At 56.4% G+C, this 26,622-nt stretch carries 23 protein-coding genes; 8 read left to right on the forward strand and 15 right to left on the reverse strand.

Features of this window, described 5'->3' with window-relative positions; translation table 11 throughout:
* Positions 1-126: 126 nt before the first annotated feature.
* Positions 127-429 (forward strand): LapA family protein, encoded by a 303-nt coding sequence (locus OCH02_RS04440; protein ID WP_174352072.1) that lies wholly within the window; start codon positions 127-129, stop codon positions 427-429.
* A 6-nt stretch (positions 430-435) separates the two neighbouring features.
* Positions 436-1,605, forward strand: coding sequence for a lipopolysaccharide assembly protein LapB (gene lapB / locus OCH02_RS04445; protein ID WP_261430058.1), 1,170 nt, complete (start codon positions 436-438; stop codon positions 1,603-1,605).
* 52 nt (positions 1,606-1,657) lie between these two features.
* Here lapB and OCH02_RS04450 read toward each other — a convergent pair whose 3' ends face one another.
* Together OCH02_RS04450 and bhsA are read right to left on the reverse strand one after the other, a co-directional pair.
* Positions 1,658-1,954: an Arc family DNA-binding protein gene (locus OCH02_RS04450; protein ID WP_261430060.1), complete on the reverse strand. Its 297-nt coding sequence runs from the start codon at positions 1,952-1,954 to the stop codon at positions 1,658-1,660.
* A gap of 169 nt (positions 1,955-2,123) precedes the next feature.
* Positions 2,124-2,384, reverse strand: a complete 261-nt coding sequence (gene bhsA / locus OCH02_RS04455; protein WP_261093701.1) for a multiple stress resistance protein BhsA — start codon at positions 2,382-2,384, stop codon at positions 2,124-2,126.
* A gap of 328 nt (positions 2,385-2,712) precedes the next feature.
* Here bhsA and pyrF point away from each other — a divergent pair, with 328 nt between their 5' ends.
* Together pyrF and yciH are read left to right on the forward strand one after the other, a co-directional pair.
* Positions 2,713-3,441 (forward strand): orotidine-5'-phosphate decarboxylase, encoded by a 729-nt coding sequence (gene pyrF / locus OCH02_RS04460; protein WP_261430061.1) that lies wholly within the window; start codon positions 2,713-2,715, stop codon positions 3,439-3,441.
* A 10-nt stretch (positions 3,442-3,451) separates the two neighbouring features.
* A complete protein-coding gene (gene yciH, locus OCH02_RS04465; protein ID WP_099062873.1) occupies positions 3,452-3,778 on the forward strand; it encodes a stress response translation initiation inhibitor YciH in 327 nt (108 codons plus the stop codon).
* Between the two features lie 190 nt (positions 3,779-3,968).
* On the opposite strand, the gene osmB is transcribed toward yciH, so the two are convergent.
* Positions 3,969-4,187 (reverse strand): osmotically-inducible lipoprotein OsmB, encoded by a 219-nt coding sequence (osmB, locus tag OCH02_RS04470; protein WP_004945176.1) that lies wholly within the window; start codon positions 4,185-4,187, stop codon positions 3,969-3,971.
* Positions 4,188-4,550: 363 nt separating this feature from the next.
* Between osmB and araD the strand changes: the two genes are divergently transcribed.
* Positions 4,551-5,246 (forward strand): L-ribulose-5-phosphate 4-epimerase, encoded by a 696-nt coding sequence (araD, locus tag OCH02_RS04475; RefSeq protein ID WP_261430062.1) that lies wholly within the window; start codon positions 4,551-4,553, stop codon positions 5,244-5,246.
* A gap of 47 nt (positions 5,247-5,293) precedes the next feature.
* Here araD and OCH02_RS04480 read toward each other — a convergent pair whose 3' ends face one another.
* Genes OCH02_RS04480 through OCH02_RS04490 form a run of 3 tightly spaced genes read right to left on the reverse strand, consistent with a single transcriptional unit; the run spans position 5,294 to position 9,425 of the window.
* Positions 5,294-6,040: a DNA-binding transcriptional regulator YciT gene (locus OCH02_RS04480; protein WP_261430063.1), complete on the reverse strand. Its 747-nt coding sequence runs from the start codon at positions 6,038-6,040 to the stop codon at positions 5,294-5,296.
* Between the two features lie 48 nt (positions 6,041-6,088).
* Positions 6,089-8,521, reverse strand: coding sequence for a formate C-acetyltransferase/glycerol dehydratase family glycyl radical enzyme (locus OCH02_RS04485; RefSeq protein WP_261430064.1), 2,433 nt, complete (start codon positions 8,519-8,521; stop codon positions 6,089-6,091).
* Positions 8,522-8,525: 4 nt separating this feature from the next.
* A complete protein-coding gene (locus OCH02_RS04490) occupies positions 8,526-9,425 on the reverse strand; it encodes a glycyl-radical enzyme activating protein (RefSeq protein ID WP_261430065.1) in 900 nt (299 codons plus the stop codon).
* Positions 9,426-9,571: 146 nt separating this feature from the next.
* Here OCH02_RS04490 and fsa point away from each other — a divergent pair, with 146 nt between their 5' ends.
* The gene (gene fsa, locus OCH02_RS04495) at positions 9,572-10,237 is read left to right on the forward strand and encodes a fructose-6-phosphate aldolase (protein ID WP_261430066.1); all 666 of its coding nucleotides are present in this window, start codon (positions 9,572-9,574) and stop codon (positions 10,235-10,237) included.
* An 87-nt stretch (positions 10,238-10,324) separates the two neighbouring features.
* Here the strand turns inward: fsa and OCH02_RS04500 are convergent, their stop codons facing one another.
* From OCH02_RS04500 to OCH02_RS04510, 3 genes are all read right to left on the reverse strand, one after another.
* On the reverse strand, positions 10,325-12,382 hold the full coding sequence (locus OCH02_RS04500) for a carbon starvation CstA family protein (protein WP_261430068.1): 2,058 nt from the start codon (positions 12,380-12,382) through the stop codon (positions 10,325-10,327).
* 273 nt (positions 12,383-12,655) lie between these two features.
* A complete protein-coding gene (locus tag OCH02_RS04505) occupies positions 12,656-14,590 on the reverse strand; it encodes an exoribonuclease II (protein WP_261430069.1) in 1,935 nt (644 codons plus the stop codon).
* A 208-nt stretch (positions 14,591-14,798) separates the two neighbouring features.
* Entirely contained in the window at positions 14,799-17,105 is a 2,307-nt protein-coding gene (locus OCH02_RS04510) for an FdhF/YdeP family oxidoreductase (protein ID WP_261430071.1), read from the reverse strand.
* Positions 17,106-17,386: 281 nt separating this feature from the next.
* Here OCH02_RS04510 and dacD point away from each other — a divergent pair, with 281 nt between their 5' ends.
* Positions 17,387-18,556: a serine-type D-Ala-D-Ala carboxypeptidase DacD gene (gene dacD, locus OCH02_RS04515; RefSeq protein WP_261430072.1), complete on the forward strand. Its 1,170-nt coding sequence runs from the start codon at positions 17,387-17,389 to the stop codon at positions 18,554-18,556.
* An 80-nt stretch (positions 18,557-18,636) separates the two neighbouring features.
* Entirely contained in the window at positions 18,637-19,533 is an 897-nt protein-coding gene (locus OCH02_RS04520) for a LysR family transcriptional regulator (RefSeq protein WP_261430073.1), read from the forward strand.
* On the opposite strand, the gene OCH02_RS04525 is transcribed toward OCH02_RS04520, so the two are convergent.
* The 6 genes from OCH02_RS04525 to sapA all read right to left on the reverse strand — a co-directional run bounded on the left by OCH02_RS04525 (position 19,534) and on the right by sapA (position 26,495).
* Positions 19,534-20,724, reverse strand: a complete 1,191-nt coding sequence (locus tag OCH02_RS04525) for a CMD domain-containing protein (protein WP_261430074.1) — start codon at positions 20,722-20,724, stop codon at positions 19,534-19,536.
* A 473-nt stretch (positions 20,725-21,197) separates the two neighbouring features.
* Positions 21,198-22,010 (reverse strand): putrescine export ABC transporter ATP-binding protein SapF, encoded by an 813-nt coding sequence (sapF, locus tag OCH02_RS04530; RefSeq protein WP_012145361.1) that lies wholly within the window; start codon positions 22,008-22,010, stop codon positions 21,198-21,200.
* A gap of 1 nt (position 22,011) precedes the next feature.
* Positions 22,012-23,004 (reverse strand): putrescine export ABC transporter ATP-binding protein SapD, encoded by a 993-nt coding sequence (gene sapD / locus OCH02_RS04535; protein WP_012145360.1) that lies wholly within the window; start codon positions 23,002-23,004, stop codon positions 22,012-22,014.
* Entirely contained in the window at positions 23,004-23,894 is an 891-nt protein-coding gene (gene sapC / locus OCH02_RS04540) for a putrescine export ABC transporter permease SapC (RefSeq protein ID WP_012145359.1), read from the reverse strand. Before sapC ends, sapD begins: the two co-directional genes overlap by 1 nt.
* Positions 23,881-24,846 carry a putrescine export ABC transporter permease SapB gene (gene sapB, locus OCH02_RS04545; protein ID WP_135316767.1) on the reverse strand — a complete coding sequence of 322 codons (966 nt, stop codon included), beginning with the start codon at positions 24,844-24,846 and terminating at the stop codon, positions 23,881-23,883. Before sapB ends, sapC begins: the two co-directional genes overlap by 14 nt.
* On the reverse strand, positions 24,843-26,495 hold the full coding sequence (sapA, locus tag OCH02_RS04550; protein WP_261430075.1) for an ABC transporter substrate-binding protein SapA: 1,653 nt from the start codon (positions 26,493-26,495) through the stop codon (positions 24,843-24,845). Before sapA ends, sapB begins: the two co-directional genes overlap by 4 nt.
* Between the last annotated feature and the right edge of the window lie 127 nt (positions 26,496-26,622).

Genomic DNA, 26,622 nt, shown 5'->3' on the forward strand with positions numbered 1-26,622 from the left:
GCACTCGCTCACCCCAGTTACTTACTTGAGTAGGCGTCTGGAGATGAGTGAGTTGGCCGCCTAGCGGCCAACTTGAAAGCTATAGGGTAAAGTTCATCCGATTAACTCGGCATCGCGGGAAAGAATGTGAAATATTTGCTGATTTTTTTGTTGGTTCTGGTGATTTTCGTGATTTCTGTCACGTTGGGCGCGCATAACGATCAGGTTGTGAGTTTTAACTATCTGGTTGCGCAGGGCGACTATCGCGTATCGACCCTGTTGGCGGCGTTGTTTGGCGCCGGTTTTGTTCTCGGCTGGGTCATTTGTGGCCTGTTTTATCTGCGTACCCGCATTGCGTTGGGGCGAGCTGAACGCAAAATCAAAAGGCTGGAACTGCAGCTTGAACAACCTGCTGAATCGGCAGTTCCGTCCGTTGTCAGCAAGGAATAACCTTCTATGTTAGAGCTGCTGTTTCTGTTGTTGCCCGTGGCTGCCGCGTACGGCTGGTACATGGGGCGCAGAAGTGCTCAACAGGACAAACAACAGGAAGCCAACCGTCTGTCGCGTGAGTATGTGGCCGGGGTTAACTTCCTGCTTTCCAACCAGCAGGATAAAGCGGTCGATCTGTTCCTTGATATGTTGAAAGAGGACAGCAATACCGTAGAAGCCCACCTGACGCTGGGTAACCTGTTCCGTTCGCGCGGCGAAGTAGACCGTGCAATCCGCATCCATCAGGCACTGATGGAAAGCGCTTCCCTGACCTTCGAACAACGTCTGCTGGCGGTGCAACAGCTGGGGCGCGATTATATGGCCGCCGGTATGTACGATCGCGCCGAAGATATGTTTGGCCAGTTAATCGGCGAAGAAGACTTCCGCATTTCCGCGTTGCAGCAACTGTTGGTGATCCACCAGGCAACCAGCGACTGGCAAAAAGCCATCGACGTGGCGGAAAAACTGGTCAAGTTGGGTAAAGATAAACAACGTATCGAGATCGCCCATTTCTACTGCGAACTGGCTTTGCAGGCGATGGGCAGTGACGATCTCGATAAGGCGATGGGCTTGCTGAAACGAGCGGCCTCGGCAGATAAACAGTGCGCCCGGGTATCGATAATGGTGGGCCGAATTTATATGGCGCAGGGCGAATACGCCAAGGCGGTTGAATCGCTCACACGCGTGTTGAACCAGGATAAAGAGCTGGTGAGCGAAACCTTGCCGATGCTGCATGAGTGTTACCAGCATCTGGAACAGCAACAGGATTGGGCAGAGTTCCTCAAACGTTGTGTCGAAGAAAATACCGGTGCCACCGCTGAGCTGATGCTGGCGGAAATTATTGAGCAGAATGAAGGGCGCGACGTGGTGCAGGTGTATATCAACCGCCAGCTCCAGCGCCACCCGACTATGCGGGTATTCTATCGCCTGATGGATTATCACCTGGCAGATGCGGAAGACGGCCGTGCGAAAGAAAGCCTGTTGTTACTGCGTGATATGGTCGGCGAACAAATACGTACCAAGCCGCGTTATCGCTGCCATAAATGCGGATTTACCGCACACTCGCTGTATTGGCATTGCCCGTCATGCCGGGCCTGGTCATCGGTTAAACCGATCCGCGGGCTGGATGGACAATAAACTGCAATAAAAACGGGGCTAAAATAGCCCCGTTTTTTATGATGTTAGCGATTTATTTTTTCTTGCCGGTTTTGACACCGCCTTTCAGCAGTTGACGCAGCTTCTTCAATTCTTTCTGGTTCAGCGGCTGCTCGATTTCCTCTTCAATCCCCTGATTGTCAATTTCACCGTGATGTAACTCCGCCGATTTTTTGGTGGTTTTGTCCGCCTTGGCCGGTAAGTCGAAGCTATTTTCAAGGCGTTGACAGACCTCGGCGCTCAGAGAAAGTTGGTTATCGGCGGCAATGGCACGAATTTTTTCTTTGAGTTCCAGAGGGATTTTAATCGTTAGTGTGGATATCTCGCTCATTTTGAAGCCTTTCTGCGGGAAGATTGCCTTCAAGCTAAGCCAGTCGCGAGTGAGAGTCTAGTGTGTAATAAAAATTTAATATTTCTGTAACATTGAGCGAGGGAATAATGAACGATAAGGCGGGAGTATTGAGGTAGAGCCCGGCGTGCCGGGCTCTATACCAGAGTGCTTATTTGTAGATGACGGCGGTGCCACTTAGCATGTTATTACCACCGGCAGAGATAATGCGGTAGCTGCTGGCGCCCTGGGCTTCGGCTTTGGCGGCCAGTTTGGCTTCCAGGCCACTCAGCGTCGTGGCATGGCCTGCAGAGACGACGCCGGATGCGGTCAGGCTGGTGGCCTGCTGCAGGTCTACCGGCTCAGCGGCAAAGGTAGCAAAAGAGGTCATGGCGATAGCGGCTGCTGCTGCAAAATATTTGATGCTTTTCATAAGAAACTCCAGTCTGTTTATTTGGGTTGGAAGCCGTTCGCTTCCGATGTGTTGAATAATAAAGCATCCAGGAAGATTTAAAATCTGATAATGCTGAGCATCTTGTTCAAATTATTTGATTTATAATTTACGCATCTTTACGGCGCTTTACGCAGTCTGAGCTAATGGAATCCGGGTTATATTGACGCTTGATGACGAACCAGGGGCTAACATTACTTAACTGCAGGGTGCGCTGCGGCTGGGATTTCTGTCGGCTGGCATGTAGAATGCGGCGGTCAGTTTGGCGGGTTGTTACCTGGTTATGTCCATTTTACAGAAGGTAGAAGAAATGAAGTCTGAAAATAACACTAATAACAATGACTTAAAATCATCTCCGATCATCGTTGCGCTTGATTACGCAGATATTGACGCAGCGTTGGCATTTGCCGATCGTATCAGTCCGCAGGACTGCCGGCTAAAAGTGGGCAAGGAAATGTTCACCCTGTTTGGACCGCAACTGGTGCGCGACTTGCACGCCCGTGGGTTCGACGTATTCCTGGATTTGAAATTCCACGATATTCCCAACACCACCGCCCGAGCGGTAGCGGCGGCGGCTGAGCTGGGCGTGTGGATGGTTAACGTCCACGCCAGCGGCGGTGCGCGTATGATGACCGCAGCCAAAGAGGTGTTGCTGCCCTATGGCGCGCAGGCGCCGTTGTTGATTGCCGTGACCGTGCTTACCAGCATGGAGGCGGAGGATCTGCAGGCTATCGGTATTGACCTGTCTCCGGCCGAGCAGGCGGAACGACTGGCGCGTCTGACCCGCGATTGTGGACTGGACGGCGTGGTCTGTTCTGCGCATGAGGCCGAGCGTCTGAAAGCGGCCTGTGGCCAACAGTTCCAGCTGGTTACGCCGGGTATCCGTCCTGAAGGCAGCGATGCCGGCGATCAGCGCCGCATCATGACGCCGGTGCAGGCACAGGCGGCGGGTGTTGACTACATGGTGATTGGGCGCCCGATCACCCAATCTGCCGATCCTGCCGCTACGCTGAGCGCCATTCGCGCTTCATTGGCCTGAGGAGATACTGATGAAGGACGATAACAGCCGTCTGGTTTATTCCACCGACAGCGGGCGCATCAAGCAGGAAGAAGTTAAACCACAACGCGACAAGGGCGACGGCATCGTGCGCATTCAACGCCAGACCAGCGGGCGCAAGGGGAAGGGCGTTTGCCTGATCTCTGGTGTTGATCTGGATGACGCGGCGCTGGAAAAACTGGCGGCTGAGCTGAAGAAGAAGTGTGGCTGTGGTGGCTCGCTCAAGGATGGCGTGATTGAGATCCAGGGTGATAAACGCGATTTGCTAAAACAGTTGCTGGAAGCCAAAGGGATGAAGGTCAAACTGGCGGGCGGTTAATCGCTGGGGGAATTGCCATGCCGCGGTGCAATGCTGCGGCATGGCAGTGGGTGATGCTGCCGGGCGTTAACCCGTTAATGGCAATGATGCCATTGACTAAAAGTAAAACAGACCTGAAATATTCTTTATTATGGTTAATACGTCAAAGCGTAAACGCTTTTGCCAGCCTGTCGGCTAGGGGTCGGTCGGGTTATTTGCCTACCTGATGACCGATGATGCCCCCAACGGCGGCTCCGCCGAGCGTACCCAGTGCGCTACCATCGGTCAACACTGCGCCGCCTACAGCCCCTGCACCGGCACCAATAGCGGTGTTACGGTCACGTTTGGACATGTTGGAACAAGCGCTGAGTGAAAACGCCAGCGTAAGCGCCAGAGCGGCGGTGGCGAAACGTTTATTGATAATCATCATAGTGACTTCTCCTTAGCATTGGCTTATGGGAGTGCCCTATAAGTATAGGCATGAACCCTGAATTCGGCCTGCTATTGGCTCCCAAAGCGTATCGATATAAAAAATGGCATTTTTTGTCAAAGGCAGAACAATTGAAAAGCTAAAGGCGCTCTCTCTGCCAATATCCACTATAAGCCTCTGCCTGACGATAAACAGGTAAATAGTCCTAAAGTCCATTTTCCCGCCTTTGGCAGGCAATTTCCTCTGCGCCCCACAGTTCTCGGTTTCCAGCAGAAGGCTACGCGGTCTTTAGCGATTTACGCCATACCCTCTCAGGGGCAGCCTGCCGACAATATTCCCAACAGGCTTAACCGGGAAAGACAAATGCTTAACGATCTCAAGCAGCAGGTATTAGAGGCCAACCTGGCCTTGCCACGCCATCATCTGGTGACGTTCACCTGGGGTAATGTCAGTGCTGTCGATCGCCGTGAGGGGTTGATGGTAATCAAGCCGTCGGGGGTAGAGTATGCATTGATGACCCGTGACGATATGGTGGTGGTGGAGCTGGAAAGCGGCAAAGTGGTGGAGGGGAATAAAAAGCCGTCATCGGACAGCGATACCCATCGGGTGTTGTACCTGGAGTTTGTCGCTGCCGGAGGGATTGTTCACACTCATTCACGGCATGCCACTATCTGGGCGCAGGCGGGGCTGGATATCCCTGCCTGGGGCACCACCCACGCTGATTATTTTTATGGCGACATCCCCTGTACCCGCCAGATGCACAATGAGGAAATCGATGGCCGCTACGAGTGGGAAACCGGCCGGGTGATCGTCGAAACCTTTGCAGAACGCCAGTTGGATCCGGCGGCGATACCGGCGGTGCTGGTGCACTCACACGGTCCCTTTACCTGGGGAAAGGATGCGGAAAACGCAGTGCACAATGCGGTGGTACTGGAAGAGATTGCCTACATGGGGATCTTTTCGAGCCAACTGACACCGGGGCTGGCGAACATGCAGCAGAGGCTGTTGGACAAACATTACCTGCGCAAGCACGGCAAAAATGCTTATTACGGTCAGTAACCCTCAGGTAGGCCGTCGTGTGACGGCCAGCCTTTTCCGTCTGGTGCCTAGTCGTTCACTATATCCAACTGAATTCCCTGGCGTTTTAACTGATGTTGATAGTCCAGTGACAGCCGGGAATCGGTGATCACCCGATGCACTTTTCCTTGCTGAGTCAGGGGATTGGGCTGGATTTGTCCAAACTTGGACGAGTCGGTCAGGACAATATTTTCTACGCCCTTCGCCAGCACGGCATTAACCACATCGGCGCGCATCATATCGCGACCGGTAAAGCCGGTGTCCGTATGGTAGCCGTCAATGCCGATAAACGCCTTGCTGAAATGCACCTGCTGAATGCATTGTCGCGTCAACGGTCCGACCACGGTTTCGCTTTTTTTCTGATAGATGCCGCCCAGTACGATCACCTCGCAGTCGGTCTCTTTCAGCAGGTTGGCGATATAGTGGCTAACGGTGATCAGCGTGATGCGCTTGCGTTCTGCGATGTAGCGAGCCAACAGCGCGTTGGCACTGCCGCTTTCGATAAAGATGGTTTCATCGTCGTTAACCAGCGATGCGGCATATTGCGCCAGCTTTTGCTTGAGGGTGAAATTGGACATCATGCGGGCATCGACGTCGTCACTTTCCAGCGCCAGCGCGGAACCATGCACCCGCTTCAAGTAACTGCGTTTCTCCAGCAGGTTCAAATCCTGACGGATTGTCACCTCAGAAACGCCGGTAGCGGCAGCTAAATCGCTGACGCTGATGCGCCGCCGATCGTTAACCAATTGCAATATTGTCTGTTGTCTTGAATTCATATCAACCTGATGTGCGGCCATCAAGGTGCGGCCGCTAATATTTGTTGTTTAAATAGTATGTTCTGTTCGCGCAATAATATCATCCTGCGCGTCAGGGGATAATGCGGTAAAGAACGCGGAATATCCAGCAACGCGAACCACTAAATCACGATACTGGTCAGGATGTTGCTTCGCTTCCAGCAGGGTTTCCCGCGACACAATGTTGTACTGTACGTGCCAGCCCTGGTAGGCCTCAAAGAAGGTACGCAGCATCAACATCAGCTTTTCACGATCGGCTGGGTTTTCCAGCGTGGCCGGGTTGAGTTTCTGGTTCAGCAGCACGCCACCGAGGATTGAAGCGGTAGGCAACTTGGACAGTGAATTGAACACGGCAGTCGGCCCGAGATGGTCGGTACCTGATGCCGGGCTGGCACCTTCCGCCAGCGGCGTATGCGCTTTGCGCCCATCCGGTGTTGCCAGGGTAGCCGCGCCAAAGGGCACGTTAGCCGAAATGGACGAAGTACCGGCGTAGTAAGTGCCGCCAATCGGGCCACGACCAAAGCGGGTATTGTGGTAGTGCCCGAGTTCATCAATGTAGGTTTGATAAGCGCGCACCAGCAATTGGTCGACCTCATCCACGTCATTGCCGTATTTGGGCGCGGCGTTGAGCAGCCGCTGACGTAACTGCTCGCCGCTCAGCCCGTCAAAGTCATTGGCCAGCGCTGCCGCCAACTGCTGCTGGCCGACAGCAGCCTGTTCAAACACCAGTTTACGCACTGCCGCCAGACTGTTGCTCAGGTTGGCGATACCGACCTGCAGGCCCGAAACCCAGTCGTATTTTGCACCGCCTTGCTTAATGCTTTTACCCCGCTCGATGCAATCGTCCACCAATGCTGAGCACAGAATGTCGTGAGCATTTTCTTCCAGCACGCTATCGACCACGCACTCAATTTCAATCGACTTGCGGGTGTAGTAGCGGATCTGGCTGTCCCAGGCACCCAGCACCTGGTCGAAATGGCTGAAGTTGCCCCGCGACAACGCCAACTCCTGGGGCAGGAAGACTTTGCCGGAGGTGGCATCACGCCCTTGCTCGAGTGCCGCCAGCAATACTCGGGCGAAGTTGATAAAACTCATGCCGGTGCAGCGATAACCCCATTTTCCGCCGACGGCGGTTTCGATGCAGCCGATCGCCGCATAATCATAGGCATCCTGAGGTTCCACGCCCAGCCTGATAAACGCCGGAATCACTATCTCATCGTTGTTGAAGGCCGGCATGCCAAACCCACAGCGGATCACCTGCACGCAGGCATCGAGAAAGTCGCTGCTCATCCCGGCATGGTAACGTACGCTGAGGTTGGGTTGGGTCGAGCGCAGACGGCCACAGGATTCCAGAATGGTATAGGACAACGGATTCACCGCGTCGCAAGGTGTGCCGTCGATCAGCCGTTGTCCGCCGATAGTGACGTTCTGATACAGCGGGCTGCCTGCCGAGGCTTTGGAGTGCGAACCAGAACGGATCTTGTTGATCTCCAGAAGTTTGAGCCAGCAGCTGTGCAGCATTTCAATCGCGCGCTCACGCGGCAGAGTCTGCTCCAGCTCGACATCGCGGCGATACCAGGGGTACAGATATTGGTCGAGACGGCCAAAGGACACCGAATGGCCGTTAGACTCAATTTGTAGCGTTAACTGAATGAAGTAACACAGTTGCAGCGCCTGCCAGAAGGTCTGCGGTGGGCGGTGAGCGATCAACTCGCAGTTTTCCGCGATGGCCAGCAGCTCTTCACTTCGCCAGTGGCGACTTTCCGCCTGTGCCATGCTGCGTGCCAGTTCAGCAAAGCGCAGGATATGGGCGCTCAGCGCCGCCAGGGTCAGGTCGATAGCCTTCAGGAATTGCTCCTGCTGTAACTCTTGCCAGTCGGTGAGGCGAATGCGGCTGCGGCGCTCGTCCACCTTGTCGCGTAGGCCGTCGAGGCCTTTTTCCAGCAGCAGTGGGAAATTCACCGCCAGGTGGGCATCTCCCGACGTCATATTGCCTTCGGCCTTGATGATGCCGGTGGCCAGCAGCGCCTGTTGTTCATCGGTGAACATGCCGTAGCAGCGGTCTTGTACCGTCTGGCCGCGCCACCACGGGCATATCCGGTGCAGGATGGCCTTATTTTCTTCACTAATGGAAAAACCAGCGCCTGGACGGTCGGCCAACTGGTCAATCTCGTCTTCTATCCAACTGACGGTATATTCCGGGAAGATCGGCGCGGCGCGCAATTCGCTGGCCTGGTTGCCGATAATCAGCTCATCGTTGTCGATTCTCAGGGTGCGTTTGGCCAGATGATTAGCTAATGCCAGCGCCCGACGCACCGGCAAGGGTTTGTCCAGGTGCTGCTGATAGGCTTCGGTATAGTGCTGTGCGCGTTCGGTGCAAACCGACGGTTTGACGATATGGATCAGCGCGTTCTTGTGGGCCAGGGTGCGTGCGGTCAGGGTGGTCAAGTCCAGCGTGGTCATGATGTTATCCTCGCAAAATAGCGGCCAGCCCTTTGGTTTTGGCGTACTGCTCGGCATAGGCCAGCAGTTCGGGCGCATCCAGTGGGGTACGGGCAGCGTGATAGGGTTCGCCGAGCAAGTGGTATTTGTTGATGCCCAGTGTGTGATACGGCAAAAAATGAATCTCTTTGGCACCGGCTTCATCGGCGGCGAAATCGACAATCGCGCGGACAGAATCGCGATCGGCGTTAAACTCCGGGATCAGCGGCACGCGCACAATAGTTTGGGTACCGTGCTCAGCCAATCGACGAAAATTGTCCATCACCCGTTTGGCGGATCCGCCGGTCCACTGTTTGAAGCGCCGTTCATCGACGTGTTTCAGATCTGCCAGCATCAGGTCAAGCCAGGGCAGTGAGGGGGTGATGTATGACCAGGGGGTATGCAGACAAGACTCCACCGCGGTATGAATACCGGCCTCACGACTGCGGCGCAGCAGTTCTGCCGCTACGGTCGATTGCATAAAGGGTTCACCGCCGGACAGCGTCAGTCCACCGCCGGTCCTTAGATAAAAGGGTCGGTCGCGCAGGACCTCGGCCATGATAGCGTCGATATTTATCGCGCTGCCGCACAGGCTGAGCGCGCCGGTTGGGCAATGGGCCGCCAATGCGGCATAATCCTCATGGCTGAGTAAATCGCGCTGGATCACCAGGTTATCCTCTATCCGCCGGACAGCCTGCGGATCCACTTCGCTGCACAGCGTGCAGCCGCCAAGACACAGGCGTGGGTCGAACAACAGGTCTGCCTTTCGCGCCCGGCTTTCCGGGTTCTGGCACCAGCGGCAGCTGAGCGAGCAGCCTTTCAGAAACACTACGCTGCGAATGCCTGGGCCATCATGGGTGGAATAGCGCTGCAGATTGAAAATCACGAGTCACCTGTCATTCGGTTGCTTTTCTGTTTTCATTAAAGTTGTTTCGAATGAAAGTTGATTTGATTTCGATCAAATATAAACGTATTGCATGTCCTACTATGATCAGAGTTTGAATTCGCCCACAGAAGATTCAGGAGTCCGTAATGGAGCTTTATCTCGATACCGCTGATGTGAACGCCGTGAAACGCCTGTCGCGCATCCTTCCGTTGCATGGTGTGACCACCAATCCAAGTATTGTTGCCAAAGAAGGCAAGCCAATTTGGGAGGTGCTACCGGCGCTGCGCGATGCGCTGGGGGGCACCGGTAAGCTGTTTGCTCAGGTGATGGCCAACGATGCCGAACGTATGGTGGCAGAAGCGGCGCTGCTTCATCAGCGAGTACCAGGCCTGGTGGTGAAGGTGCCGGCGACCGCTGAAGGGCTGGCAGCAATTAAGAAACTGAAAGCGATGTCGATCCCTACGCTGGGGACGGCGGTCTACGGCGCGGGTCAGGGATTGCTGGCGGCGCTGGCCGGGGCAGAGTATGTCGCCCCTTACATTAACCGTTTGGATGCGCAGGGCGGTGACGGCATTAAGATGGTGCAGGAGCTGCAACAGTTGCTGACGCTGCACGCACCAGGAGCCAGAGTGCTGGCCGCCAGTTTTAAAACGCCGCGTCAGGCACTGGAGTGTTTACTGGCAGGTTGCCAGGCCATCACCTTGCCGGTCGACGTTGCCGAGCAGTTCCTTGCCGCACCTGCGGTACAGGCGGCGGTAGAGAAGTTTGAGGAAGATTGGCAGGGGGCCTTTGGGACTAACTTATTGAACTGAAATGAGCTGTAAACAAAGAACCGGGCACTGTTCAAGTGCCCGGTTGCTTAAATGTAGGGGCGCTGCATGCCGCGCCCAATCGCAGGTTTAGCCATTCTCACGCAGGACGATCGGCGACTCCTGCGCCGTAGGCTGGCTGGAGTTCAGCGCACGGCGGATCACAAAGAAGGCGGAAACCAGCATGGTTACGGCTACCAGCATAAAGAAGGCACAGAGCGCGGCGTTAATCTGGTTGCTGAACACGATGGTTTCCATATCTTTTAACGACTTGGCCGGTGCGATTAACGTACCTTGCTCAATACCGGTAGAGAATTTCTTCGCCTGAGCCAGGAAGCCGATACTCGGTTTTTCATGGAAGATCTTCTGCCAGCCGGCGGTCATTGAGGTGATAAACAACCAGACGGTGGGCAGGATAGTCACCCAGGCGTAACGCTGTTTTTTCATTTTGAACAGCACCACGGTACCGAGGATCAGCGCCATTGACGCCAGCATCTGGTTACCGATACCGAATAGCGGCCACAAGGTGTTGATGCCGCCGAGCGGATCGACCACCCCTTGATAGACAAAGAAACCCCAGCCGGCGACCGCTACCGTCGTCCCCGCCAGATTACCGAACCACGAACGGTTGTTGGCCAGCCTTGGGATCGCCACGCCAACCAAATCCTGCACCATAAAGCGACAGGCGCGGGTCCCGGCATCGACGGCGGTCAGAATAAACAGGGCCTCGAACAAAATGGCGAAGTGATACCAAAACGCCATCATCGCGCGGCTGTTAAATACCTCGGTAATGATGTGCGCCATACCTACCGCAAAGGTCGGTGCGCCACCGGCACGGGACAGAATCGAGTGCTCCCCGACGTCTTTGGCAATCATCGTCAGGGTTTCCGGGGTGATCATAAAGCCCCAGCTGTTAATCACCTGCGAGGCATTTTCCACCGTGGTGCCGATCAGCGCCGCCGGTGAGTTCATGGCGAAGTAAACGCCCGGATCGATGACCGAGGCGCAGATCAGCGCCATGATGGCCACGAAGGACTCCATCAACATGGCACCGTAGCCGATAAAGCGGATATGGCTTTCACGCTCCACCAGTTTCGGTGTTGTACCGCTGGACACCAGCGCATGGAAGCCGGAAATCGAGCCGCAGGCGATGGTAATAAACAGGAACGGGAACAGCGATCCGGCGAACACCGGGCCACTACCGTCGATAAAGCGCGACACCGCCGGCATTTTCATTTCCGGCATGGCGAAGACGATGCCAATCGCCAGCCCGATAATGACGCCAATCTTCATAAAGGTGGACAGATAGTCACGCGGTGCCAACAGTAGCCACACCGGCAGCACCGAGGCGATAAAGCCATAGACGACCAGCACCCAGGTTAGCGTAGTACCGTGCAGCGTGAAGAACGGGCCCCAGTAGGGATCTTGTGCCACATTGCCGCCGTAAATAATCGCCAGCAGCATCAGGGCAAAACCCACCACCGAAATTTCGGCGATTTTACCCGGCCGGATAAAACGCATATATACGCCCATAAACAGCGCGATAGGAATGGTGGCGGCGATGGTGAACAGGCCCCATGGACTATCGGCCAACGCTTTTACCACCACCAGCGCCAGCGCAGACAGAATGATAATCATCACCCCCAGCGCACCCAGCATGGTGATCACCCCGGCGAAGGCACCCAGTTCCTGCTTGGCCATTTCACCCAGCGAACGGCCGTCGCGGCGAGTGGAGATAAACAGGATCAGGAAGTCCTGCACGGCACCGGCCAACATCACCCCAACCAGGATCCAGATGGTGCCGGGCAGAAAGCCCATTTGCGCTGCCAGGATCGGGCCAACCAACGGCCCGGCACCGGCAATAGCGGCAAAGTGGTGACCAAACAGCACCCATTTGTTGGTGGGCACGTAGTCCAGCCCGTCGTTGCGACGTTCTGCCGGTGTCATGCGGCGATCGTCGAGCTCAAAGACTTTCTTGGCAATAAACAGGCTGTAGAAGCGGTAAGCGATGCTGTAACAGGCAACTGCCGCTACCACTAGCCAAACCGCATTGACATGTTCCCCGCGGCTTAGCGCCAGCATGGCGAAGGCAAATGCGCCCACCAACGCCACCGCCAGCCAGACGATCCCGGACTTGACGTTTTTCATGTTCAACAACTCCTTGGTGCGCAGAAATAAAAAAGAGAAGCTCTTATTGGAGAATGGATACAAATTAAAAGTAGGAGTTTTGTGCGTGAAGAACAGCAGGTCGGATGAGAAATGTGAAGCTGGTTGAGTAATGACGTTAAAACAATGTGATGCTGTGGTGGCGGCCTCTCATTTATGACGCAATGACATCGGCGTCGTTATTCAAGCGATGAAAAAAAACACCGGAGGTTGGCCCGTCCGGTGTTTGTCTGACCTGAGTTTCATCTCGCGAGATTAGGCTGCCGGTCTGGCGATCACGCTGCGGGTTTCCATACGCACTTCGGCGATGGTGACCTGCAGGTTATCCCCCTGGCGATAAACGACTTCACCTTTGATCTGAACGGTGCCGGTATCCTGGCTGCAGACCATTTCATCACGCACCGCGTGAATGAAGGGTGCCGGGATAAAGGCCACTGCGCCGTTGTCCAGCAGGCGTACACGCAGGCCGCCGCGGGTCACGTCGATGATCTCGGCATTGAAGCGCTCATCGGTGCCGGCTTTATCTTTCAGGTAGCGGGCATACAACCAGTCGCCCACGTCGCGCTCTGCCATGCGGTTCAGACGACGGCGCTCTGCCAACTGGACGGTGACTTCGTCCTGAGGTTTTTCGGCGGATTGCTCGGCGATAATGGCTTTCAGCAGACGGTGGTTAACCATATCGCCATATTTACGGATCGGTGAGGTCCAGGTGGCGTAGGCTTCCAGCCCCAGGCCGTAATGCGGGCCCGGTGTGGTGCTTATCTCGGCATAGGTCTGGGAACGACGGATGCGGCTGTCGAGGAACTGGGTCGGCTGTGAATCCAGGTGACGGCGCAGTTCGCAGAACCCCTCCAGCGTCAGCAGTTTCTCGGCATCGGCTTCCACGCCGTTGGCCTGCAGCACGGTAACCGCCTGTTCAACCAGCAGCGGATCGAAACCGGTATGCACGTTGTAAATGCCGAAGCCGAGACGGTCACGCAGCACGATAGCGGCGCAAACGTTGGAAGCAATCATGCACTCTTCAACGATCCGGTTGGCCGTGCGGCGCTGCTCGGTGACGATCTCCAGCACTTCACCTTTTTCGCCCAGAACAAAGCGGTAGTCAGGGCGATCCTTGAATACCAGAGCGTGCTGGTGGCGCCAGGAGTTACGCACATCGCACACGCGCTTGAGCAGGGTGATTTGCTGTGCAATATCGTCACTTGGCGGTTGCCAGCCGGCAATGCCTTCCAGCCAGTCGGACACTTCGTCATAAACCAGTTTGGCTTTTGACTCGATCTCGGCGGCGAAGAAGCGAATGTCGTCAGCCAGGGCGCCGTCGGCACCGATGGTCACGCGGCAGGCCAATACCGGACGGCGTTGGTTCGGGCGCAGTGAGCACAGGTTGTCTGACAGATCGCGTGGCAACATAGGGATGTTGAAGCCTGGCAGGTAGTTGGTGAAGGCGCGCTTGCGGGCGATTTCATCCAATGGGCTGCCTTGCTCGACGTAGGCGGTCGGATCGGCAATGGCGATGGTCAATTGCAGTGAGCCGTCACCGTTGTCCTGTACGAACAACGCATCGTCCATATCTTCGGTGCTGGCACTGTCAATGGTGACAAAATTCAGCGCAGTCAGGTCTTCACGCGGCAGTGAAGCATCCGGTTCGCTGATGGCGATCATCTCCGGCGCTTCTTTTTCCAGATTATGACGGGCCAGCGTGACCCACCATGGCGCCAGGTGATCTTCACCATCGGTAATGAATTGGGTCAGATCGGCATTGAAACCGCGGTCGCCTTTCAGCGGGTGGCGGCACATTTCTGCCACCGCCCAGTCACCGGCCTGGAAATTGTGGTTCAGGCCACGCACAGGACGACACTGAATCGCGTCTTTCAGCAACGGATGGTCGGGCACGATCGACAAGCGGTCATCGCGCTTTTGCACTCGGCCAACAAAGCGCGACAGGAATGGCTCGATCAGAGTTTCCGGCTCGGCGATTTCGCGCTCTTTCTCGGTATGCAGAGTCGCGCTCACCCGGTCGCCGTGCATGACTTTCTTCATGTACGGTGGCGGAATGAAATAGCTTTTTTGACCGTCTACTTCAAGAAAGCCAAAGCCTTTCTCAGTCCCTTTAACTACGCCTTCAACACGCGGGGTCTGAGAGTGAAGTTGCTGTTTAAGCTGCGCCAGCAGCGGGTTATCTTGAAACATATCGTCCAGTGAATGGGTTGTGAGTGGCAAGATTTGCGGCTGACAGTTTTACGCGAATCACCCGCTGCGGGCAAGCCTAACGTCACGGTTTTACCGCGTTAGCACGTGAATTTAGGGAATATTCAACAAACAAAAGTCGTCACAGAGAAAAGCAGCACGAAAGGCGATTGAAATATTAGCGCGCCCGGCGTAGACCGGGCGCTGCAGGTCAGGCGATACGCAGCGTTGGCTGCACGACGCAACGGCGGATCTCTACCGGTATCGATTTTGAGGTCGGCGTGCCGGTGCCGTCACCAAAGCTGGCCAGCGGCACCAGTGGGTTGGTTTCGGGATAATAAGCCGCCAGATTGCCGCGCGGGATATCGTAACTCACCAGTTTGAAACCGCTCACCTTGCGGGTGATGCCGTCATTCCACAGGGTTTCGATCTCCACCAATTCGCCGTCCTGCATATCCAGAACGGCCAGATCTTCCGGGTTAATAAACAGCACTTCTCGTTGACCATACACGCCACGATAGCGGTCATCCAGCCCGTAGATAGTGGTGTTGTACTGATCGTGCGAGCGCAGGGTCTGCAGTGTGAAGGGCGCCTGGCGACCATCCAACTGCGGGAACAGGCTGTCCGGCAACGGGGCTGCGCCGAATTCCGCCTTGCCGCTCGGCGTATTGAAGCGCAGTTCGGCGGCGGCATTACCCAGATAGAAACCACCCGGTTGGTCGCAGCGTTGGTTAAAATCTTCGAAGCCCGGAATGGTGGCGGCGATATGATTGCGGATCAACGAATAGTCATCCGCCAACTCCAGCCAGTTGAGCTGTTGGTTGCCCAGTACCGCATCGGCGATACCGCAGACAATGGCGGTTTCCGAGCGCTGGGTTTCCGCCAGCGGCTTGCCGACGCCTTCGGACGCATGCACCATGCTGAAGGAATCTTCAACCGTGATGTACTGAGGGCCGCTGGCCTGCAAGTCCTGTTCGGTCCGGCCCAACGTCGGCAGGATCAGTGCGTCCTTGCCGGTCACCAGATGGCTACGGTTAAGCTTGGTACTGATATGCACCGTCAGGTCGCAGCGGCGCAGGGCGCGGGCGGTGCGCTCGGTGTCCGGTGCGGCGGCGGCCAGGTTCCCCCCCAGCGCCAGCAACACCTTCACTTCGCCCCGCAGCATGGCTTCTATCGCCTCTACGGTGTTATGGCCCGGCTCCCGTCGCGGCGAGAAGTTAAAATGTTGTTCCAGGTTGTCGAGCAGCGCCTTGGGCGACTTCTCATCGATCCCCATGGTGCGGTTGCCTTGCACATTGCTGTGACCGCGTACCGGGCACAGACCGGCCCCCGGCTTGCCTAACTGACCGAACAGCAATTGCAGATTGGTGATTTCACGCACCGTTGGCACCGAGTGTTTATGCTGGGTCACACCCATTGCCCAGGTGCAGATCACGCGCTCGGCACCCTGATAAATGGCCGCCGCCTGGCGTAATTGCACCTCACTGAGGCCAGACTGCTGGGTGATTTGCTCCCATGAGGTGGCATCCACCTGGGCCAAATAGCGCTCCACGCCGACGCTGTGCTGCTCAATAAAGGCAAGGTCGAACAGGCCGGGCTCACCGGTAGCCAAGCTCTGACGGTGGCCTTCCAGCAGAGCCTTCACCATGCCGCGTACCGCGGCCATATCTCCGCCGAGGTTGGGTTGGAAATAAGACGAACTGATCGGTGATGACTTGGGCGTCAGCATTTGAATCGGGCTTTGCGGATCGGCAAAGCGCTCCAGCCCACGTTCGCGCAGGGTGTTAAAGCTGACGATGCGCGCACCACGGCCGGCCGCGTTTTTCAGGCCGTGCAACATGCGCGGGTGGTTGGTGCCGGGGTTCTGACCAAACACGAAGATGGCGTCGGCCTTTTCAAAGTCATCCATACGGATGGTGCCTTTACCCACGCCGATACTTTGTTTCAGCCCGACGCCGCTTGCTTCGTGGCACATGTTGGAGCAGTCAGGGAAGTTACTGGTACCGAGCATGCGACCAAACAGTTGATACAGATAGGAGGCTTCGTTACTGGCGCGCCCCGAGGTATACAACTCGATCTGGTTCGGGTTATCCATTTGTTTGATGTGCCGGGCAATCAACGCCAGCGCGTCTGGCCAACCGATCGGCTCATAATGGTCGGTTTCGGCGTTATAGCGCATTGGGTGGGTGAGGCGGCCCTGATATTCAAGAAAGTAATCGCTTTGCTGCTGCAGAGTGCTGACGCTGTGGGCGGCAAAAAACTCCGGTTCGACCGCATTACGCGTGGCTTCCCAACTGACCGCCTTGGCGCCGTTTTCGCAGAAGCTGAAGGTGCTGTGATTATCATCGCCCCAGGCACAGCCTGGGCAGTCGAAGCCGCGCGCCTTATTTACGCGCATCAGGTTACGCAGGTTTTTCAGCGTCTGTTTGCTGTCGAGCACATAACGAGTGGTGGCTTCGAGTGAACCCCAGCCGCCCGCCGCGCCGGTATAAGGCTTTATTGACGGTTTAAATTTCATCTTGGTCTTCGCAGGTGGTTGTAGCTAAAAAGTGAACGCTTTTTTAAGCGCTTTCAGTGTTTATGTCACAAGTTTAGGAGGGCGCGGCTTCAGCGTCTAATCGAATGGGACTATGGCGGCATAGAGCCGGTTTATCGCATGCCCGGAGCGGGCAAACAAATGGTTGCATAATGACATGTGCTGAAAAAGAGTAATGATTCCGCTTTCTCCACAATTAATGCAGTCTATGCCTCGGATTATATTGGTATTTTACTTTGCCCCTGGGGCCTGAGGAACAGCAATTGAAGCGTTCAGTATTGGTGGTGATAACCGGAATTTTACTGCCTTTGGCGGTACAGGCGGCAGATGCGCCACTCAACTTTCCCCTTTTGACACCGCCGGCGATAGACGCCGCCTCTTACGTGCTGATGGATTACACCACCGGCCAGGTACTGGCACAGGAAAATGCCGATCAGCGGCGTAATCCGGCCAGCCTGACCAAACTGATGACTGGGTTGGTGATTGATCACGCGCTCGATCAACACAAGATGGGTCTGGATGACGTGGTACCTGTGGGTAAAGATGCCTGGGCGCAGGGCAATCCGGTGTTCAAAGGCTCATCGTTGATGTTTTTAAAACCCGGTGACAGGGTCACGGTTCGCGATCTCAGCCGCGGCATTATCATTGACTCCGGCAACGATGCCTGCGTCGCCATGGCCGACTACGTGGCGGGCAGTCAGACAGCATTCGTCAAACTGATGAATGAAAAGAGCGCTCAGCTTGGCCTGCAAAATACCCATTTTGAAACCGTCCACGGTCTGGATGCTCCAGGACAATTCACCACGGCGGGCGATCTGGCGGTGATAGCCCGCGCCATCATCATGAGCGAGCCGGCGGAATACCATATGTATGGCGAGAAATCGCTGACCTGGAATGGCATCACCCAGCAGAACCGCAACGGGCTGCTGTGGGACAAAAACCTGCGGGTGGACGGCCTGAAAACCGGCCATACCGCATCGGCCGGCTTTAACATTATTGCCTCCGCGACCGAAGGCGACCGTCGGCTGATTGCGGTGGTGATGGGCGGCAAAAGTTCGAAAGGGCGCGAAGAACAGGCGCGTAAATTGCTGACCTGGGGCCTGCGTGATTTCGTTACCCTGCATTTGTTTAGCGCTGGGCAAAGCCTGGGGCAGGAGAAAGTGTGGTACGGCGATCGTCATGAGGTTGCGGTGGGCAGCCGGCAGGATCAATATCTCAGCCTGCCGAAAAGTGAAGCGGACAAGCTGAAGGCGCAATATGTGATCAATACGCCGCGTCTTGATGCTCCACTGACTCAGGGGCAGCCGGTCGGCGAAATTCGTATCAGTGACAACGGCAAAGTACTGAAAACCTTGCCGCTGGTGGTGTTGCAGCCGGTCAAACAGGGCGGCATGTTCTCGCGCCTGATGGACTATGTGAAGTTGAAAATCTGACCCTCGGGGCGCAGTGCTCTGCGCCCGAAACCCTGCAGCGATGATATACTCAGGCCAGTGATGACTTGTTGAGCCGTTTTATGGATATTAAACAACTGATTTACCTGTGTAATCTCGAGCGTGAACGCCACTTTGGCCGTGCGGCGCAAGTCAGCTTCGTCAGTCAGCCGACGTTATCCATGCGGCTGAAAAATCTGGAAAAAGAGCTGGGCGTTTCGTTGATCAACCGCGGCAACAACTTTGAAGGGTTTACTGCCGAAGGTGAACGGGTGCTGTCGTGGGCGCGTGAGATTGTCTCGGTTTATCAGGGGTTGAAGCTGGAGGTGGAGTCACTTAAGCACGGCCTTAACGGCACGCTGCGCATCGGTGCCGTTCCTCAATGCAGCATTTCGCTGGCACAAATGTTAAAGGCGGTCAGCGAGCGTTTTCCTCAGTTGGACTACCGGGTCTCCGTGTTGAGCGCCGATCAGTTGCTGGAGGCGCTGACGGCGCATACCGTGGATATCGGCATCGGCTTCTTTGAGCTTTCCACACTGCAGGAGCTGCACTTCCAGTCACAGCCGCTGGCGGACGCCGGCGTTGAGCTGGTGTTCCACCCTGAGTACTTCCCCGAACTGACAGGGGACGCGCCAATGTCGCTGGAGGAGGTGGCTGCACTGCCGCTGTGCCTGGCGGAACCGACACGCTACTTCCGCCGCTACCTTGATCAAAACTTCCGTGAAGCCGGTTTGACGCTGCATGTACGCATGGAAACTACCTCGATATTCCAATTGCTGCAGGGCATCTTTGTTGGCCTGGGCTGCGGATTGTTTCCGCCAGGCAACCTGTTGCCGACCATGATGCCGGAGCTGCAACACCGGCCGATTGCCATCGCAGCCATGTCACGCCATGCGGCGGTGGTAACCGCCGAACCGGGGCGTGCATCGCCATTGGCGCAGCACTTTTTTGATGCCGCGCGCGGTTGGCTGTTGCGGTAACTATTCCGCCTGGTTTTCGCTGAAGTGCTGTGTGTCACCCAGGGTTTGGCGTAAGCGGTTCTCCCAGGCATAGAGTGCCCCGGTGAGGATCACGTCCAGCGCCTGTGCCTGAGTCATCCCACTGTTAAACAACGGCTGCACGCTACGCGGAGTGAATTTTTCCGGCGTGCGGGTCAGGTCTGCAGCCACGCGGATCACCGCCTGGTAAACCGGGTTATCGGTGCTCTCCAGCCCATGATCAATATTGTCGAACAGGGCACTGACCAATAAGTCATGCTCAATATCCTGCGCCACGGTGGAGGCACAGTAGCGGCTGCCGTTAATGCGGGAAACCGCCAGCGTCGCCAGTGCCTTCAGTCGCGCCGACAGGCCGTAGCCGTCGGCATTAATGCTGTTAAATACGCCGTTGCGCTCACGTAGCGCGGGGGCATCGTGGGCCAGCAGCAGATAATAAGACTCGCTGCGGGCGTCGGGGTGGCTTTGATCCAGCACGTCAAGCTGTTCAGCGCATGCTTCCTCAAGCACCACCGATGGCAGCCGTGCTTGCCATGTCTGTTCTTCTGTCGTGAAGGCCACACTTTCAGCATCCGCTATGTTCGGGAAACCGGGCACCACTCCCGTTGGCCGCCCGGCTAATGCGGCCACGCCGGCCACCACCCGCGCCTGATAGCTGACAAAGCCGATAATCTGCGAAAACGCCACAATATCCGCCGGGCTGAGCCCGACGTCGCTGAGCTGCTGCAATGCTTTCGGGCAAATCAGCGTCGGCTGACCGGCAAGCTGGCGGGCATATTGGGTGATTTGCGCCAGGCGAATATTGCTTTCACGCGAGGCATCAGGGCTGTACAGCGGGGCGAGGCGGGCAGCGTAATGGCTACAGAGGGATTGCACGCCGGTCACCTGAGCCACCGTCAGCGCAGTGCTGAGGCGGTCATAAGGTGACAATGTCACTGATCGCGTTAATTCGACCCGATCCGGGAACAGTACGTGGTAACTGGCCAGCGAGGCGTTAAATACCCCGGCGCGTGCGGTCAGTGCTGTGTTCAGCGCTTCGTCGGCAAAAGCGCCCAGCCCCAGCAGGAAGCGATCGCGGATACCTGCCGCCTGGGGTTCCAGCGGCTGGTCACCGCGTACGCTGCTTTGGGTTTCGTGATACCACTGGGCATTATGTTGTCGACGTAGTAGTTCCATAGGGGATAGTCCTTAATCAAGCACAACGGCCACCGCTGCAAGAGGCAACGGCGGCAAGATAAAAAGGCAACCTGCCCGCAGAGGGGCACGGAATGGCAGGATCAACGCTGACCGTCGCAACACAGTGCGTGGCCATAAACAGAGAAACCTGCGGCTAAAGCGAGCAAAAACTGCGCGAGTTGGCGATGGCGAGGGTTGTTCATCAGTGCGATATCCTGTCGTTTAAGAAGCTCAACGTAGGGGATATCCTCACCGATTCGATTGACGAGATAAAATAATGTTAAGTGCTAATCAATAACTGAATGGAATAAAATATAATGAGATATAACAAAAATGTAATTTGTATTTGAGGATATTGGCTAAGCCAGTGCCGGGTAGATCAACAAGTCTGTCCGGCATGGCTTAAGCGGACGTCACCCTCTCCAGGGGGAGAGGGCCGGGGTGAGGGGCTCATGCATCTCAGGACCGAAAGATCAGAACCTGCCGCCGTCGCGCCGCCAGGCGTCCGCGGTGAGGGCTTCACCGAAATGACTGGCGATCAGGCGTTTGGTCAGTTCGTGCAGCGGGGAAGCCAGTACTTCTGCAGTACTACCGCGTTCGACGATTTCCCCTTCGTGCATCACCATCACCTGATCGCTGATATGCTTCATCATGCCCAAATGCTGGGTCACGTAGATATAGGAGATGCCGTGTTTCTCCTGCAGCTCCAGCATCAGGTTGATAATCTGCGAGCGCATCGACATATCCAGCGAGGCCAGCGCCTCATCGGCAACAATCACCTTGGGTTGCAGGATCAGCGCGCGGGCCAATGCCACTCGCTGTTTCTGGCCTGAGGCCAGCATGTGCGGGTAATAATTGGCGTGGTCCGGCAACATGCCTACCTGGCGTAGCGTCTGGTTGATGTGCTGCTCGCGCTCCGGGGCGGCCATTTCGGTATTCAGCCGCAGCGGAGCGTCCAGCAGTTGGCCAATACGCTGGCGAGGATTGAGTGAAGTGCTCGGATCCTGAAATATCATGCGAATGCGCTGGCTACGATAGCGATAGTCACCATAGTCAAGCCGATGATCGTCGATCAGCAGTTCGCCGGATGAAGGCTCCACCATGCCGGACAGCATCTTGGCCAGCGTCGACTTACCGGAACCGTTCTCGCCGATGATAGCCAGCGTTTGTCGTTCACGCAGGGTAAAGCTGACCGATTTCACCGCCTCAACGTGCTGGCGGCGAAACAGCCCGGTGCGGTAGCGGTAAGTTTTGCTCAGATTACGCACTTCCAACAGCGTTTCCATGTTATTGCTCCTCCATGTTCAGCGGGAAGTGGCAGGCGAACAGGTGGTTTTTCACCGGGCGCAGGCGTGGTGTCTCAATACACTTTTTCTGTGCGTAAGGGCAACGCGGTCCCAGGCGGCAACCGATAGGTAAGTGCTCCAGGGACGGAATGGCACCCGGCAGGGTGTTGAGCCGGCTTTTATGCGGCAAGGCACGGCCGAAGTCCGGCATTGAGCGGATCAGCGCCTGGGTGTAAGGATGGTGCGGTGCGGCCAGCAGATCTTCGCACTGGGCGCTTTCCACCGTTTGGCCGCAGTACAGCACGTTGACCCGATCCGCCCATTTACTCATCATTTGCAAATCGTGGCTGATCAGCAAAATGGTGGTGTTGTTGTTTTGGTTCAGGCGCGCCAGCAGGCGGAAAATCTGCGCCTGAGTGGTCGGCTCCATGGCGTTGGTGGGTTCGTCGGCAATCAGCAGGCGCGGCTGATTGGCCAGGGCGATGGCGATCATCACTTTCTGGCATTCGCCGTCGGTCAGCTCATAGGGGAAGCTGCCCATGATGTCCTTGTGATCCTTGATACCTACGCGGTGCAGTAACTCAATCGCGCGGCGTTTGCGCCAGTTAAAACGTTGCCACCAACGGCCCTTATAGGTCCAGCCAGGGATCGCCTGCGCCAACTGGCGGCCAATGCTTTCGGAGGGATCCAGACAAGACTGCGGCTCCTGGAAAATCATCGAGACGTTATGCCCGACCAGTTTTCGCCGTTCACGCGGGGTCAGTTGCAGCAGGTCGATATCGTCAAAACGAAAACGGTCGGCGGTAACGCGCCAGTTGTCTTTGGTGACGCCGCAAATTGCCTTGGCAATCAAACTTTTGCCCGAACCGGATTCGCCCACCAAACCACGGACTTCACCTTCGCTCAACGTCATGCTGACACGGTCAACCGCCTTGACCGGCCCTTCGGCCGTCATAAATTCAATCGTCAGGTTGCGGATATCAAGTAATGGCATTATTCCACCCCCGTATTGATTGCGCGGCGCATACCGTCGCCCAACAGGTTAACCAGCAGCACGCTGATCAGGATCGCGGCACCGGGCAGCATCACCGTCCAGGGGGCGACATACACCAGTTCCAGTGAATCGCCGAGCATGGCTCCCCATTCCGGAGACGGGAGTTGTGCACCGAGATCGAGGAAGCCGAGCGCGGCAATATCCAGGATCGCCATCGACAGCGCGCGGGTGAATTCAGTCACCAGCACCGCCACAATATTGGGCATCACGGCATACCACAGGATCTGCAGCGTAGAGGCACCGTCCAGACGCACCGCGACCACGTATTCTTTTTCCAGCTCGTCGTGTACTGCGCTGTAGATAGTGCGCACCATGCGTGGCAATAACGCCAGCCACACGGCCAGCATGGCGTGTTCGAGCTTGGGCCCGAGGAACGCCACCACCACAATCGCCAGCAGCAGCGAAGGGATGGAGAGCAGGGTGTCGAGAATATGATTGAGCACCGCAGAGCGAAAACCACGGGTGACGCCGGCAAATACCCCCAGGATCACCCCGACAACGGATGCGGCCACGGTGACCAGCAGTGCGGCACCGTAAGTGGCGGCGGTACCGGCCAGCAGACGGCTGAGAATATCGCGGCCGAGGTCGTCAGTGCCCAGGAAGAAGGAAACGTTGCCGTAACGGGACCAGGAAGGTGGCAACAACTGATAGCCCAGGAACTGTTGATCGAGCGCATAAGGCGCCAGCAGGCTGCCGAACAGAGAAAGCAGCAGCAGCGCTATCACGCCGTAGAAACCAATCATCGCCAGCGCATCACCGTAAAAAATCCGCCAGGTGTAAAGCAGCGGACTCGGCATTTTCTTTTCGCGGTATACGTTATCTAAGGGCATACCATTCCTTATGTTTCAGTGGGTTGGTGGCAGCGCCCAAGATATCGGCCAGCACGTTAATGGTGATCACCAGCGTGCCCACCACCATGACGCCGGCGGAGATCGCCGCGTAATCCTGCTGGCGGATGGCGTTAATCATCCAGCGCCCGAGGCCCGGCCAGCTGAACACCACTTCGGTGATCATCGCCAGCGTCAGCATGGTGGAGAACTGCAGGCCCAGTTTGGGCACGATCGGCGGCAGTGCATTGTGCAGCACGTGGCGGCGGATGATGGTGAACCGGGACAGCCCACGGGTCGCGGCGGCTTTAATGTAGTTCTGGTTGAGCACGTCGTCGGTGCTGATACGCATCAGTCGCACCACCTCGGTGGTGGGGGCTACCGCCAGTGCGGCAATCGGCAGAATCATATGGCGTAACGCGCTGCCAATCATTTCGCTGCGATAGGGCGAGTCAGACAGCCAGGCGTCAATCAGGGCAAAGCCGGTGATAGGTTTAACCTGATACAGCAGATCGAAACGGCCGGAAACCGGCAGCCAACCGAGGTGCAGTGAGAAAAACAGCATCAGCAGCAGCGCCAGCCAGAACACCGGCATCGAGAAACCGAGCAGCGCAAAGGTACTGATGGCGGTGTCCTGCCATTTGCCACGCATCACGCCGGCAATGATTCCCAGGGGAATACCGATAAATAACGCCAGGGTGAAAGCCAGAATGCACAGCTCCATGGTCGCCGGGAACACTTCACGAAGTTGTTCGCTGATGGCCTGGCCGTTAATGCTGGAGACGCCAAAGTCCCAGTGCAACAGGCTGACAAAGTAAAACTGGTAGGCATCCAGCAAGGCGGCACCGTTCAGCGGGGCACGCGGTGTGAAATAGCTCAGGCTAAAGCTGACCAGCGTCAGGAAGAACAGCGTGATCAGCAGCAGCAGGCAACGGCGTAAGGTAAAGATAATCACTTTTTCGGCCCCTCCGCAGATTCACGGAACACGCCGGCAAATGACGCATTGCCGAACGGGCTCAGAACCAGTCCTTTGATGTCGTAACGATAGGCCTGCAGGCGCAATGAAGACGCCAGCGGCAACACCGGCAGTTGTTGTTCGAGAATTTTCTGCGCCTTCTGATAGCTTTCGATTCGCTGCGCCAACTGTTGTGACAGCAGGGCATTTTGCAGCACTTCGTCAAACCCCGGGTCACACCAGTGAGCATAGTTGGTTTGTGAGCGGATTGCCGCGCAGCTCAGCAGCGGCCGGAAGAAACTGTCCGGGTCGTTACTGTCGGTGGCCCAGCCGGTCAGAGTCAGGTCGTGATTCATCTCCATCAGCCGGGCTTCCTGGAAGCGACCCTCAACCGGCACGATGGTGACTTTGATCCCCACCTGGGCCAAATCGGCCTGGATCAGCTCGGCGGTTTTCAGCGGGCTGGGGTTGTAGGATTGCGACGCGGTAGGCACCCACAAGCGCAGGTTTAGTGACTCAATGCCTGCCTGTTTCAGCATTTCGCGTGATTTGGCCGGGTCAAACTCGGTGACGTGCGCATCATTGTCGTACGCCCACGAAGCGCGCGGCAAAATCGAAGCGGCAGTTTCTGCCGTGCCGTAGTAAATCGACTGCATCAGACGCTGGTTATTGATTGCCAACGAAATAGCCTGACGGACTTTCAGGTTGTCCAGCGGCGGTTTGCGGGTGTTGAACGCCAGATAGGCGATGTTCATCCCCGGACGTAGCGTCAGGCGCAGACGCGGATCATCGCGCAGAATAGAAAGTTGGCTGGCGGCCGGATAGGCCAACACATCACACTCGCCGGTCAGCAGCTTCGACAACCGACCGGTGCCACCGGCACCCAGATCGATCACCACCTGCGGCATACGCGGTTTACCTTTCCAGTACAAATCGTTGCGTGCCAGACGAATGTATTGCCCGGAGCGGTATTCGTTCAGCAGGAAGGGCCCACTACCGACAGGTTCACGGTCGATCATCTCCTGGCGGCCCTCACGCGTCAGGTTGTCAGCGTATTCCGCCGACAGCACCGGCGCATAGTGGGTCGCGATATGCCACAGGAAGGAGGCGTCCGGCGCTTGCAGGCGGATCTCGACCGTGTACTCGTCGAGCTTCTTCACGCTTTGTACCGAATCGCCAAACTGCAGGCTGTCGAAGTACGGATACTCGCCGCCGTTGACGTCATGGTATGGGTGCTTCTGGTTAAACACGCGCTCAAAGCTGAATACCACGTCGTCGGCGTTCAGTTTACGGGTCGGCGTGAACCAGGCGGTGGTCTGAAAGGGCACATCCTTACGCAGATGGAATCGGTAGGTCGCACCGTTATCCAGCACTTCCCAGCTTTGCGCTAGTTCGGGGATCAGCCGATAAGTATAGGGGTCAACATCCAGCAGACGGTCGTACAGCTGTGCGGCCAGGGTATCGACCGTCAGGCCGCTGCTGGCCATCTGCGGGTTAAAGGTGTTCAGTATGCCGCTGACACAATAGACAAAGCCGCTTTGGCGGATGTCCGGTAGCGGGGAGGCCGCGGCGGGCGCAGGAGGTGTTGAGGCCAGGGCGGTGCTCGCCAGGCAACTCAGCGACAAAATCCAAAGGGGTAAACCACGCATAGAGGCTTCATGGGTTAATAAGCAATAGCCTTAGTGTATCGCACTCTGACGAACAGCCCAATCCATTGAGCAAAATGGCTGAGTTTTCTGCTACTTGATTGCACAATTCGCCGGCATTGGCAAAAAA

It is taken from the genome of Serratia quinivorans (assembly GCF_946227985.1).
Taxonomy (GTDB): Bacteria; Pseudomonadota; Gammaproteobacteria; order Enterobacterales; family Enterobacteriaceae; genus Serratia; species Serratia quinivorans_A.

Bases quoted from the DNA above. Each gene is read 5' to 3' on its own strand.
- pyrF (WP_261430061.1), top strand. From the start codon at position 2,713: ATGAAGTCTGAAAATAACACTAATAACAATGACTTAAAATCATCTCCG.
- OCH02_RS04525 (WP_261430074.1), bottom strand. From the start codon at position 20,724: ATGGAACTACTACGTCGACAACATAATGCCCAGTGGTATCACGAAACC.
- OCH02_RS04485 (WP_261430064.1), bottom strand. From the start codon at position 8,521: ATGACCACGCTGGACTTGACCACCCTGACCGCACGCACCCTGGCCCAC.
- OCH02_RS04500 (WP_261430068.1), bottom strand. From the start codon at position 12,382: ATGAAAAACGTCAAGTCCGGGATCGTCTGGCTGGCGGTGGCGTTGGTG.
- sapF (WP_012145361.1), bottom strand. From the start codon at position 22,010: ATGGAAACGCTGTTGGAAGTGCGTAATCTGAGCAAAACTTACCGCTAC.
- OCH02_RS04480 (WP_261430063.1), bottom strand. From the start codon at position 6,040: ATGAATTCAAGACAACAGACAATATTGCAATTGGTTAACGATCGGCGG.
- araD (WP_261430062.1), top strand. From the start codon at position 4,551: ATGCTTAACGATCTCAAGCAGCAGGTATTAGAGGCCAACCTGGCCTTG.
- OCH02_RS04450 (WP_261430060.1), bottom strand. From the start codon at position 1,954: ATGAGCGAGATATCCACACTAACGATTAAAATCCCTCTGGAACTCAAA.
- fsa (WP_261430066.1), top strand. From the start codon at position 9,572: ATGGAGCTTTATCTCGATACCGCTGATGTGAACGCCGTGAAACGCCTG.
- lapB (WP_261430058.1), top strand. From the start codon at position 436: ATGTTAGAGCTGCTGTTTCTGTTGTTGCCCGTGGCTGCCGCGTACGGC.
- OCH02_RS04520 (WP_261430073.1), top strand. From the start codon at position 18,637: ATGGATATTAAACAACTGATTTACCTGTGTAATCTCGAGCGTGAACGC.
- osmB (WP_004945176.1), bottom strand. From the start codon at position 4,187: ATGATGATTATCAATAAACGTTTCGCCACCGCCGCTCTGGCGCTTACG.
- yciH (WP_099062873.1), top strand. From the start codon at position 3,452: ATGAAGGACGATAACAGCCGTCTGGTTTATTCCACCGACAGCGGGCGC.
- sapC (WP_012145359.1), bottom strand. From the start codon at position 23,894: ATGCCCTTAGATAACGTATACCGCGAAAAGAAAATGCCGAGTCCGCTG.
- OCH02_RS04510 (WP_261430071.1), bottom strand. From the start codon at position 17,105: ATGAAATTTAAACCGTCAATAAAGCCTTATACCGGCGCGGCGGGCGGC.
- OCH02_RS04505 (WP_261430069.1), bottom strand. From the start codon at position 14,590: ATGTTTCAAGATAACCCGCTGCTGGCGCAGCTTAAACAGCAACTTCAC.
- sapD (WP_012145360.1), bottom strand. From the start codon at position 23,004: ATGCCATTACTTGATATCCGCAACCTGACGATTGAATTTATGACGGCC.
- sapA (WP_261430075.1), bottom strand. From the start codon at position 26,495: ATGCGTGGTTTACCCCTTTGGATTTTGTCGCTGAGTTGCCTGGCGAGC.
- bhsA (WP_261093701.1), bottom strand. From the start codon at position 2,384: ATGAAAAGCATCAAATATTTTGCAGCAGCAGCCGCTATCGCCATGACC.